General features: G+C 46.3%; 6 protein-coding genes. All 6 read left to right on the top strand.

What is annotated here, in order from left to right:
• Position 1 precedes the first annotated feature (1 nt).
• The 6 genes from PXY01_RS07695 to PXY01_RS07670 all read left to right on the top strand — a co-directional run bounded on the left by PXY01_RS07695 (position 2) and on the right by PXY01_RS07670 (position 12,814).
• Positions 2–802 (top strand): WecB/TagA/CpsF family glycosyltransferase, encoded by an 801-nt coding sequence (locus PXY01_RS07695; protein ID WP_127568987.1) that lies wholly within the window; start codon positions 2–4, stop codon positions 800–802.
• Positions 803–906: 104 nt separating this feature from the next.
• Positions 907–2,037, top strand: coding sequence for a glycosyltransferase family 4 protein (locus tag PXY01_RS07690; RefSeq protein WP_127568985.1), 1,131 nt, complete (start codon positions 907–909; stop codon positions 2,035–2,037).
• 210 nt (positions 2,038–2,247) lie between these two features.
• On the top strand, positions 2,248–6,345 hold the full coding sequence (locus PXY01_RS07685) for an S-layer homology domain-containing protein (protein WP_127568983.1): 4,098 nt from the start codon (positions 2,248–2,250) through the stop codon (positions 6,343–6,345).
• 567 nt (positions 6,346–6,912) lie between these two features.
• Positions 6,913–9,504, top strand: a complete 2,592-nt coding sequence (locus PXY01_RS07680) for an S-layer homology domain-containing protein (RefSeq protein WP_164744334.1) — start codon at positions 6,913–6,915, stop codon at positions 9,502–9,504.
• Positions 9,505–9,682: 178 nt separating this feature from the next.
• Positions 9,683–12,226 (top strand): hypothetical protein, encoded by a 2,544-nt coding sequence (locus PXY01_RS07675; RefSeq protein WP_127568979.1) that lies wholly within the window; start codon positions 9,683–9,685, stop codon positions 12,224–12,226.
• A gap of 69 nt (positions 12,227–12,295) precedes the next feature.
• Complete coding sequence (locus tag PXY01_RS07670; RefSeq protein ID WP_127568977.1) at positions 12,296–12,814, top strand: hypothetical protein; 519 nt, start codon at positions 12,296–12,298, stop codon at positions 12,812–12,814.
• Positions 12,815–12,974 lie beyond the last annotated feature (160 nt).

Genomic DNA, 12,974 nt, shown 5'->3' with positions numbered 1-12,974 from the left:
CATGACGACATCAATATCGAAGAATAAGGCTGCGTCCGAAAGTGTGAAACAGGTTCCTACTGTTTCGATTTACGGGCTGCCGTTTAGTAAATTAAATATGAACGACACGGTCGCCTATCTAACAGATGCGATCGAGCAACGTTCTGTTACGCACGTCATTACCGCGAATCCAATTATGGTCATGACAGCTGTAGAGGACCCTGGCTATCACGCGATGATGCGAACGGCGGAACTTATTATTCCGGACGGAACGGGTGTCGTCTGGGCCGCAGGGTATGTAGGTGAGCCCGTCGCGGAACGGGTGCCAGGCTTCGACTTGCTGCATCGGCTGATGGACGTCGGTCAGACGAAAGGCTGGAGCGTCTATCTGCTTGGTACGGACCAGCAGACGATTGATACAGCAGCGGATAACTTGCGCTTGAAGTTTCCTCGAACGCGAATTGTCGGCGTTCGCAACGGCTATTTCGGTCCGGAGCAGGATGCGGAGGTGGTCGCCGCAATTCGTGAGGCCAAGCCTGATATACTGTTCGTCGCACGCTCGGCAACGACGCAGGAGCCGTGGATTGCCCGCTATAAGCATGAACTGAACGTTCCGCTTGTAATGGGAGTCGGGGGCAGCTTCGACATCATTGCGGGTAAGCTGAAACGGGCACCTAAGCTGTTCCAGAAGCTGCGGCTCGAATGGTTCTATCGTCTTCTGCAGGAGCCCTCGCGCTATAAGCGGATGCTTGTTTTGCCGAAATTCGTCATCAAAGTGATTCGCGAGAAAGAAAAGGTGACGAAAGCTAGTCCCCACTCATGAAAACTGCTGAAAATCGGCTAAATCGGCGGAAATCGAGGATAGCGATTATTTTCGGCTCGGAGTATAATCATTCCGGTAGAAAATAAGAGGAGTTGGATGCGCCTGTGGGTATTCTCTATGGCATTTCATTCGTAATTGCATTAGGATTGGCGCTTGTTATGACGCCGCTTGTGAAGCGGCTCGCGTTCGCAGTCGGTGCAATTGACAAACCAAATTATCGAAAAGTGCATACACGCATTATGCCGCGTCTAGGCGGGCTTGCTATATATGTCGCATTCGTAGGTGCTGTTCTTATTGCGCTTCCGTTCATTCCGGAAGGGACGCTTCGCAGCTACGATTACAATATGATTCGCGCCATCCTAGTCGGTGGCACAATTATTGTAATCGTCGGTGCTCTGGATGATCGGTTTGAGCTGTCGGCCAAAGTGAAGCTGCTCGGACAGATCATCGCAGCCTGTGTTGTCGTATTCGGCTTCGGCGTTAAGATTGATCTGCTGAACATTCCGTTCGGCGAAGCGATGCAGCCTATTGCTTCGTGGTTGAGTATTCCGCTCACCATCTTGTGGATCGTAGGCGTAACGAATGCGATTAATCTGATTGACGGGCTGGACGGCTTGGCTGCCGGCGTATCGGGGATCGCGATTGCGACGATTCTCGTAATGGCTGCGATTATGGGCTTCGTGCCGGTTATATTGTTAAGCACGATTTTGCTCGGCGGTATTATCGGATTCCTTCATTATAATTTTCATCCGGCGAAGATCTTTATGGGAGACTCGGGCGCCTTGTTCCTAGGCTTCTGTCTTGCTACGCTGTCGATGCTCGGGTTCAAGCAGGTGGCGATCGTATCGTTCGTCACGCCGCTGCTCATCATTGGCGTTCCGCTGTCCGATACGTTCTTCGCGATTGTACGCCGCTGGCGCAACAAGAAGCCGATCTTCGCGCCTGACAAGGGCCATCTGCATCACTGCTTGCAGGAGCTTGGCTTCAGCCACCGCCGTACGGTATTAATTATTTGGGCGATTGCTGCTTTCTTCGGAGGCTGCGCAATTGTACAATCGACGCTTACGAGCTCACATGCGGCGAATTGGGTAACCTTCGCTGTTATATGTGTGCTGATGTTCTTCTTACAGATCGGCGCTGAGCTTATCGGAATCGTCGACAAGACAAAGCGGCCTATATTAGACTTACTGCTGCGCAACCGACTTAAGGCGCATCCGGAAACACGTTCGAAATAATCCAGCTCTTATTCATATATTTCATGATATTCAAGCTCCGGCTTCCTATTGGAACCGGAGTTTTTTATATGCTGGTCGGATGGCTGCTGGATCTGGAATGATTTGCGGTAAGGATGAATTAGTGGAACGGACTAAACTTTTACGTTCTTGTCTCCGATAACTAAGGTACATGAATTATTCGAGACTTAAGGTTATTGGAGGAGGCTTATTGTGGCTAAGAAATGTGGTATTTGGTTCGTTGTCCTGTCACTCCTGATCGGCCTGTTGCAATTTGCCGGAAGCGAGCAGGTGACAGCCGCGACATCCGGCAACTTCTCGTTCCCTAGCGAATTTGATAAACCGGAAAACGCTCGGGTGACGTCGAACGGAATGGTGACCATTACAGGTACGCTGAATGGTGTTGATCCTTCAACGGTCTCTTACAGCGTATTACAGATCACGGACCCGAATGATCCAAAGCAGAATGAGAATAATAGTAAGCGGGAAAATTTGACGAGCAACATCTATATTAACGGCAATACGATACAAGTGTTCAATGTTCAATTGTTCTCTGGACTCAACGAGATTAAGTTCCAAGGGGTTAAGGGCGGAGGGATCGTCGAGAACTCCATTTATATCGATTATCATGACGGTCCAACTCTTTATGACCTTGAAGCATCCTTGTACGGCAACAGCTTTCCGTTGAACGAGTCGACCACGACGGTTGTACATTCGACCGCAACGAAAGGAAAAAGCCAAACTGACATTTCGATCTCCGGTAAAGCTCCGAATGCTCAGAGCGTAACGGTTGAAGTGAATGGTAAAAGCCGCACGTTCAGTGTGAACAGCACGAACAATTATTCGTTTATCGCATCGCCGGTTACGGTTCAGAAAGGTAAAAACTTAATTAAGATTACAGTCGGCAACGGTACCCAGAAGATAGAGACGACTAGGGAGGTTGCTTTCTATAATGGTTCCGTAACTTTCTATGATATGTCGTTAACCGACGCATCGAGTAATAAGGTCTCGCTGGAGTATAGTCCAAGCTTGGTTACGGATAAGAACGGCACCCTAACTGTAACGGGACGAGTCATCGTACCGAACTTCTACGGCAAAGTCGGCTCAGAGATAGCTGATGCTCCGCACCCTAATCCGACCCTTGCGCTCCAATCGTTGAAGGGCGAAATTTTTGCGCAGGGCAGTGCTACGCCGGTGCTAACTTTCGATAATACTACCATCACTTCTGCTGCCGTACAGCCATATGATGTGAAGGACGCATTCTTTGTCTACGATTTAACATTTAACCTCGATGGATCGCAGTTGTTATATAACCAGCGTTATAACGTCCGCATGCAGGCTAATAACGAGGTTAACATTGCGAATGGCACGACGCCTACAGTAGAAGGTACCAATGCGCTCAATTTCACGCTGGTCGACTCGTCAACGCCATACATTGAGCAAGTGAATTATCTGCCAGGTTATGAGCCGGGCAATTATCTAGGGTTGACAGGCGATGAACTGGAAGGCAAGAGCTTGTACGGTATGCCGATTGGCGTTGAGGTAATCATAGGTAATTATTCGAATATGGATACAAGCGGAGGGCTAGGCGGTAGCGGTCTATATATTGATCAAATTACGAATTCAGCAGGAAAATCAGCCACGACTGGCTATACAACGACAGTGCTGAATCAAAGTGATGAAGTTCTCACGATTAACGGCAAGACCGGCAGCTACAGAAGAATCATTCTAGAGGTAAGCAAGCTTCCGTTCGAGGGTAAGCAGACAATTCAATTTAGCGTGAAGAGCAGCACCAGCGGCACATCGGTTACACATAAAGTTACGGTAACGATGCTGTTCGGACCATATGTAAGTTATACGAAGCTGTATGATACGATGCAATATAAATATGACACAACATCCAGCAACGTAGCTTATGATTTGATTAATGTTACGCTGGATATGTTCGCGGGCGAAATTCAGAACGTCAATAATACGGATGAAATCCGATATAAGCCTGATGCTAATGGTGCGCAATCTATCTATTTCTATGTGAACAACGTCGCATTCCCGCTGGTGCAGAAAAACGCTGCAGATGCTCACGATACGAAGTTTACGCTTGATTCTAGTGTAAATATCAATGATGTATTTGCAGTCATGTTCAGCGGCGAGAACAAGATTCGTTTCGTATTCCAAGGCACTTCGACGTTCTACGAGCGTACGGTTAAGCTGAACTTGATTCCGACGAACTTGCCGGTCATTCCGGTAGAAGGCTCATCCGGCGTATTCCCATTCACTTATGTGCCAACGGTCAGTGACTCGGAAATTGTTCCGACACCGAACGATCCGAACTTTCCGCTCTCCGGCTCGATTTATACAACCTCGAAGTCGAAGATGAACATTCATGGCACATTCGACTTCATTGATTTGGGTCAAAGTATGACGGAAGCCGATATTAAGGCAAACATGCCTGCAACGCCAAGCGATTATATTTTGAAAATTTCAAGCTCTACGTCCAAAGAGTATGAATGGAACTTGTCGCAGCCTTTCGTTGTCGTGAACAGCGACGATCCGAGCGCAAGCATGATTTATGATCCGGATAATAAAGGAATTTCTGGCCTGTTGGTGGTTCGTTATGATGTTAAGGAGCAGACGTTCTCCTTCATTTTGAAGGAGCAGGAGCTGAACAGCGATGGAAGCTCGAGCGTCTATAACTTCTATGTGTACAACAGTGGGATTTATGGTCCAAAGGCAAGCTACCGGCTCGAGGTTGATCCTACGGCATTGCCATACGACATTGTACGCCCTATTCTGCCTGCTAAAAGCATTGTGAATCAGAACTTCGTCGAAGTTGTCATCGATGCGAAAGGGGCAGAATCCGTCGTCATCAATAAGACCGAAGCGGTGAAGTCACAGTTCGATGCCGACTATGATGGCACAATCGATTATTATAATGCATACCGTGCAATAATCACCGATTTGAAGGTCGGCAAGAATACGATTAAATTTACAATTACTAGCGCAAACGATAAGACATCGGGCAGCTTCGATATTACTTATGCACCGACGAATATTCCAGGTGCGCAGTATATGAAGCAAATGTCGAATTCGCAGAAAGTATTTGACGGTGCACTTACGCTTACGTTCCCGAAAGGAACGACGCTGGTCCGGAGTGATTATAACGTGCCGGCAGAATTCAAGAACCAAGTCTTTACGAACCACACGCTGCTATATTCGATTGCAAACTCTGAGGATGGAGTTGTCGACCGACATGAATTTGACGGTTGGCCAGCTGATTTTGATAAGATCATAACGTCGTATGGGGAACAATTTAAATTCTCATTCCCGTCTCGATTCATGAAGGCTAGTCCGGTATACTGGATTGATGCAGGTCTGGCTGACGATACGACGACCAAATCTTTGTACGATCCGTTGACATACGGCGCGGAGCCATATCAGTTCCCTAATAGCGGCATTCCGTCCTATAATGATCGTGCTTCGGACCGTGAGCTCGTTGCATCGAAATCGGGCAAATTGACATTGTCCTTCGATCCGAACATGAAGGACGCGGTTGGTACGCTGATTACCGTATATCGTTATGACAATCAGAATAAATATTGGGAGAACTTAGGTGGCGTCGTAGATACGAAGAAGAATACGATCACGGTTCCATTCACCAAGTTTGGTTACTATGTCGCAGCGAAGATGGTCTATTCCTTCAGCGACATAACGGGTCATCCATATGCACGTAACTACATGGAATCTATCTACTCCAAGGGGATTTCGAACTCCATTGGATATGAAGATTTCGGTGCCGATATGTATACGACGCGCGGCGAGTTCGCTCGCATGATCGTTAAGGCTCTTGATATTCCGCTGAACTATGAGCTGGGCAACCCGTCCTTCGACGATGTGCCGCAGATTGTGAATCCAGATGCGATCTGGGATTACCGTTACATTGAGACGGCAGCGAGGGAAGGGATTATTCGCGGCACTCAGCCACGAACCTTTGATCCAAGCGGTAACATCACTCGCGAGGAAGCGGCTGTAATCTTGGCGCGGGCTCTAGAATTGAAGCTTGCTACCGATCCGGACAAAATAGCAGCGGATTTGGAAAAGCAGTTCAAAGACCATGGCAACATTAACTACTATGCGAAAGCATCTGTAGCTGCTATCGCGAAGAAAGGTTATATTAAAGGTTCGCCGGTTGATACTAAGGATCCGAAGAAGGGCTACGTATTCGAGCCGAGATCCAATCTTCTTCGTTCGGATGCGGCGATTATTGTAGGTAAGATGATGGCCGATCTGAAGAAGCTTCCGAAGCTGAACTAGTCGATAGAGAAGGGATTCCCGTTTTTATCCGGGAATCTCTTTTTTTACACTCATATCTCTAAAATCGACAACATTTTCAGCAAACAACGCTTTGGTAAATCTTTAGTATCGACGGTGCCATACGGACAAGTTATACTATAGAAGTCATTAAAGGATAGAATGTATTGGAAAGCATCGCAGCAGTAGAATTTGAAAAAAAAAGTTTCGCTTCAAGCGCAACCTTTCGTGATTCTATGCGTCTAAGTGTTAGGAAGACGGCGATGAACCAGCGATGATTAGAATGATGAGAAGTGGTACATATTCTCAAAGTCCTCTTTACGCTGGAAGTAGACTACTGTATAATGTTATAGTGTCCTAGCTTTCCTACCAGAATTTTCTTCGCCAGTTTACGAGTTTCTGCGACATGTTTTTACATAATGGGTTTAACATGATTGCAGACTGCATCTATAACAATTTCTGCTCTACTCTGGAAAGGAGGTGAATCGGCCAATGAGGGAAACGAGCAATTCACTATCCACTCAACACTCTCAACAACCGAAGCAATTTAGAGGAGGAGAAAAAAAGGTTATGAAGAAAAGTTTATCCTTGCTCGTAGCTATCGCTATGGTGTTCTCGATGTTCGCATCCGTAGCGTTCGCAGCTGAAGACGCACAACCGAGCACGCAAGACAAATTCGACACTCTTAAAGAAAAAGGCATTTTTGAAGGTTTCCCAGATGGTAGCGCAGGTCTTGACAAAAACATGACGCGCGCTCAATTCGCTAAAGTTCTGGGTCTCATCAATAACCTGACGGAAAACGCTGCAGCATCGAAATACAAAGACGTTCCAGCTAACCACTGGGCGAAAGGTTTCATCGGCGCTGTAACGGAAGCACAACTGATGAACGGCGTTGGTGCTAACAAATTCGATCCTAACGGTAACGTAACGATCGAAGCACTGGCAAAAACGCTGGTACTGTCCAAAGGCCTTGAGCCAGTTGAAGGCGCAACGGTAGCAGGTACGAGCGCATGGGCAGCTGGTTATGTTCAAGCAGCTCTGGACGCTGGCCTGATCCCTGCTCTGTCTAACTACAAAGTAGCAGCTACGCGTGCTCAACTCGTTGAAGCAACGTACACGTATGTTGTAGGTGCAGTAGACAACAGCGTACTGAAAATCACGAAAGCTGCTCAAACGGGCGCTAAAAAAATCACGATCGAATTCAGCAAAGCGGTAGATAAAAACATCGCTATCGATGCTAAATATCTGGCGCAATCGCTGTCGGTAACGAAAACTTTCGCAGAAGACCTGAAATCGGTTGTTCTCGAAGCTGGTTACCTCCCAGCAGGCGACGTTGTCGTTAAAGTTGGCGATCTGGAAGAAGTAACGGTAAAAGCTGAAGCTGAGAAAGCAAGCAAAATTGTGATCGAAGCTGAATCCCTGCAAAAAGCAGCTAACCAAAAACTGGGCGTTAAAAAACTGAACCAATTCGGTGAAGAAACGTCTGTTGGTCAAACGGTTTACACTCGCGTATTTAACTCGACGAAATCCAAAGACCTGACGTCTCTGGTAAACGACGACAAAATCGATCTGTCGCATGACGACAACGCTAAAATCGATGATGTAATCGTTGTAACGGCAACTTCTGCAGATGCGCTGAACGAAGCTAAATCTTTCAAAGTGACGGCAGCTAGCTCCGCTACGAAAATTAAACTCGGCGCTCCTGTTCCACTGAAAGACAAAACGCGTATCACGGTTGGTGAAGAAGGTATCGTTCTCCCAATCGAGCTGACGGACCAATTTGGTAAATCGGTAACGCTTGCTACTTACGGTCCTTGGACGCCACAAAATGGTCAATTCGAACTGAGCGGCATTAAATTCTATGTTGGTCAAGACGGCGAAATCGACCAAATTAAAGTTGACGACAAAGGCGTAGTAACGTTCACGGCTAAGAAAGCTGGTACGGTAGTTCTGACGGCAAGCAACCCAGCAACGGGTGCTTACGACGCTGTATCGTTCAAAATTGAAGATGCAGTTAAAGTTAAAGAGCTGAAACTGAACGCTCCTGCATCGCTCGTTGTACAAAAAGAGAAAGTAGTAGTACCTTACACGGCTGTTGACCAATTCGGTAACGTAATTGCACCTAAAGATGTGAAGCTGGACAACGTAAAAATTCACTCTACGGTTGACGCTACGTACAAACTGAATGGTAAAGGTGAACTTGAGTTCACGTTCAGCGGCAAAGGTACAACTCTTCTTCAAGCATTTGTTGATAATGCACTGACTTCTTCGGTAACGTTCGAAGTTAGAGAAGAAGCTACGATCAAATCGGTTAAAGGCCTGAAAGACGTTCTGACGACGCTGGAAAACGGCGCTTCGGTAACGATCGCTGAGAAAAACATCGAAGTTGTTGACAACTACGGTCGCGTTAAAACGCTCGACGCACTGTCTGTAACGGGCAAAACGTACTCGATCACTGCAAGCGGCAGCTTCAAGTATGAAAACGGCAAACTGAATGCTATCTCCGTAGGTACGGGTAAACTGACGATTGAATACAGCGACTCCAAAGTATCCGGTCTGAAATCGTCCGAAATTTCGTTGACTTCGGTTAAACACGAAGACATCAAATCGTACGAAATCAAATCGATCGGTACGATCTACGGTAACAAAGACAATGTTTCCGGCGGTAAATACTCCAAAACGGTTGAACTGAACGGTAAAACGTCCGGCGGTACGTCCGTAGCTCTGAAAAATACGGCTCCTGAGTTCGTAACGAGCTCCGACGAGACAATCGTTAAAGCTGATACGGTTAATAACGCTGTATACGGTCTGAAAGCTGGTACGGCAACGGTTGTTGCATACCTCGACGGCGACAAAGTTGCTGAAGCTGAAGTTACGGCTTCCGATGCAGCTCCAGTAGCTGCAACGGCTAAATTCGTTGACAAAGACGAGTACTCGCTTGCTAAAGGTGCAACGGTAACGCTGACTGTAGAAGTTAAAGACCAATACGGCGTAGTAATCGAACCTGCTGGTCTTCTGACGACGAAAGATACTGCAGTTGTTAGCATCGTTAAAGTTGACAACAAAACGTTCAAAGTAACGGGTAACGAGAAAGGTTATGCTACGGTAACGTACATCTCGTCGAACAACACGACGGTAACGGCTACGATCGTAGTTGACTAATCAATTACTCATCACAAACAAGCAGAAGCTTAGGCTTCTGCTTGTTTTTTTATACCGTAATTTATTCAAACAGCGTTCATATTAGATTACAATAGTTTTGAGGAAAATTTAGGTGATGCGCGAAACAAAGTAGAGGGTTCATACGTCATATTAGTAATATTGAATAGGGGGATTGAAATTGAAGAACAAGTGGATGAAACGCGGAACCGCAGCGGTTGCCGTTGCTGCATTAGTATGGAGCAATGCACCGATTGTAACGCATCAGATTCCTGTCGCCAGCGCAGCTGCCACAGCGGAGAAATCGTTGTCTTCTCAAATTGTTAAATTGAACAGTAAGAGCACGCTTTCGATTAGTAATGCGCAGTTTCTGATGCAGGACAAAGGCAAAGTGCTTGCTTTTACAGTTACGATTACGAACAACAGCTCTTCACCAATTGATCTGACAGACTATTGGCTTCGGATTAAGACGAAGAGTGGAAAGTCGTTTAAAGCGAACGTTAAGGAATCGGATAAAGAGATTACAACGATCTCTCCTAAAACAAGTCAGTTTATTACATATTACTCCGTAGTCGATAATGCAACGACATTAACAGATCTGATGTTTGAAGTCGTGAAATGGGATTTCAATGTTGCCAACTACGAGAGAACGCTGGGCGTTATTAAAGCGTCCAGTAAAGAGACGAATCAGGCGGCCGCATACAAGGCTCAAGTGATGATCGTGAACAGCACGAAGATTCGCTCGGCGATTAAACAAGCCTTCATTACGAAAGATCAGGGTAATGCATACATTGCGGTTAACTTTTTATTGGAGAATGTAGGCTTGAAGCCGGCCGATTTATCGAAGATCAACTTCTATATACAGACGGAGAGTAACTCGGTTTATAAGGTAAGTGCAGCCGAGCTGGAGACAATGTCTCTGCAGCCGAATGAGCGTAAAATAACGACGTTAACCGTTAAGCTGCCAAGCTCGGTAGCGAGTAAGAAGTTATCGTTAGTTATGGGGATTAATGATGAAGCTAGTAAAGTTATTTTGCCTACAGGTGCATTCTTGCTGCCCGCTTTAACATCCTCTCCTGTTACAGCAGTCGGCAAGCAGCGTTCGGTTTATTTGTCCGGCCAGCAAGTGACAACCTCGATCGGGAAGGCGTCTCTTGAGGATAAAGGTGATGAATCAGGCCTATCAGTCGATTATAAATTGGTGAATAACGGTTCAGAAGCTATTAAGCTTCCAGAGCTAGAAATTTACCTGAGAACGAAGCAGAACGTGAACTATCCGCTTACGTTCACCAAGGATGAGACCAACCTTCTGCCAGGTATTGAGAAAACGTTGACGCTTACGGGAGATATTCCATCTAGTGTGAAGGTCGCGGATGCAGAAATCGTCGTACGGACGGTACCGAGCGACAAAGATCTGGGATATGTAGTCGGTACGTACAAGACGAATTCTACGATTCAAGAAGGCTCCTTAGGAAGCGCCTTCACGCTGGACAAGTACAGCATCAAGCTGAACAATATTCAGCGTTCGCCGCTTGAAGATTCGGATATGCTCGTGGCTGACCTGAGCATTACGAATAATGATAAGGTTTCACGTAAAATACCGTCGCTGAGCGGATACTTCCTAATTAATGGAGTTAAAGTAGAGGGAGAGGCTACAGCTGTCGCACTGGACGATACGATATCAATTGCTCCAGGTGAGATATACAACATGGTTGTCTATACGAAAATTCCGTATACGACAACGGTGAATAAAATTGCATTTGTAGCAGTTGAACCCGTAAAAGATAAAGCAGCGAAAGTGCTTTACCAGTTCTCTGGACAGTCGTTAAGCGCAGTACCATCTTATTCTACTACGACACCTTATGAGATTACGAGCGTAGGTAAGAAATCGAGCGTTAAGCTTATTCGGCATGCCGTGTTCAGCAGCCTGTCTAATAAGCAATTTTATGCAGAATTTGTGGTTGAGAACAAAGAGAGCCGTATGGCTAACATCGGCAATCTCGGAGGGTATTTGCTGGACAGTCAAGGACAAGTTGTGCCAATCACATTCGCATCGCTTAAGAATAAAGTGCTTCCGAATGGCAAAGTGCTTCTAACAGCGTGGGCGATACTCCCTAGCGGCTTCACGAGCGATCAAGATTATAGACTATATCTTGGACAAGCCGTTGGTTCGACAGATGGATCAGGCGGAGGAACAACTGGAACGGAGGGGAACGCTGCTTCATCCAGTAGTGCAATCGCCCGAATGGTATCCTATCAACTAACGAAGAGCAGCCAGGTAGGTGTCAATACAAGCTTGAATAACATCTCGGTAGCTGGTTACAGCATCTCGTTATCAAAGCTGTATGCCCAATTAAGAACAAGTGGAAGCTATACGATTGAAGGTGTAGAGGTTCGCTCTTATTATACGCTTGAGAAGGATAGCCAATATGATTATGTAACTGGTGATCACAAGCTTACGTTCGAATTTGTGAATGGAGACAGTAAGCAAGCAACGTTCACCAAGACGTACAGCTTGCCGTCATCTGTAAGCGACGGCTCGAAATCACAAGAAGATCAGCTGAAGACGGGGACAAATATTGAGCTGTCCATTCCATTTAACGCTGATAATGTTCAAAGTCAAATTGATGAATACAAACAGTATACTCTTAACATCTATGATGAATTCCAAGGTACGAAGCTGTTGATCGCAACGAAAGAACTAACTTGGTTCAAGGAACAATAAAAGGGTAGTCTACCTGCTCTTTATCTAGTATGCTAGTCATATAGCATACGAGAGGAAGGTATTGACTGAATGAAGAAAGCGGTATTAAAGCTCACGATGGCAGTCGTCCTTCTCGGCGGCGGAATTTTGCTGGGAACGCAATGGACAAGCACTGCGTTAGGCGACGGAGATCAGCCGACACCAGGATCTGTTAACGATCCTGTCGTGACGAAGAGCTACGTAGATCAAGCGGTCGCGCAGCAGAGCGGTGGTATTACATCCGAACAGGTACAACATATGCTAGAGCAATTACGGGAAGAGCTGAGCTCCTCAAGTGATGATGTTGTTATCGTATCTGTACCGAATGGCAAGACGCTTATTGCGAATGATGGAGCTGAATTCGTCGTTCGAGCAGGCAAGGCAGTCGCGTACAGCGCGGATGCGAACGGTATTTCCGATCTTACGGACGGCCAAGATATTACGAATGGCAACCGGGTTCCGAATAATCATCTCATTCTGTTCCCGCGAGGCGGGCGCGGCGTTATGCCAGACCCAGCGCAGAAGAACGGACTTACGGTACTCGTACGCGGACAATATGAGTTAAAGTAGTAATGATAACATTATTTCTACGACGGTCTCCCTATATTGGAGACCGTCGTTCGTTATAGTCGATACCAAACGCTCCTAATCTTTCCCGTTATAACAAAAGGTTATACGCTTCAATTGGAGCCGAACTGCACACGATAATAGCACAAGAAACATATTAATT

This window comes from Paenibacillus xylaniclasticus, assembly GCF_004001065.1.
In the GTDB taxonomy this organism is placed as follows: Bacteria; Bacillota; Bacilli; order Paenibacillales; family Paenibacillaceae; genus Paenibacillus_T; species Paenibacillus_T xylaniclasticus.
The sequence above is the reverse complement of the archived record's forward strand: the minus strand, read 5'-3'. Positions and strand labels throughout refer to the sequence as shown.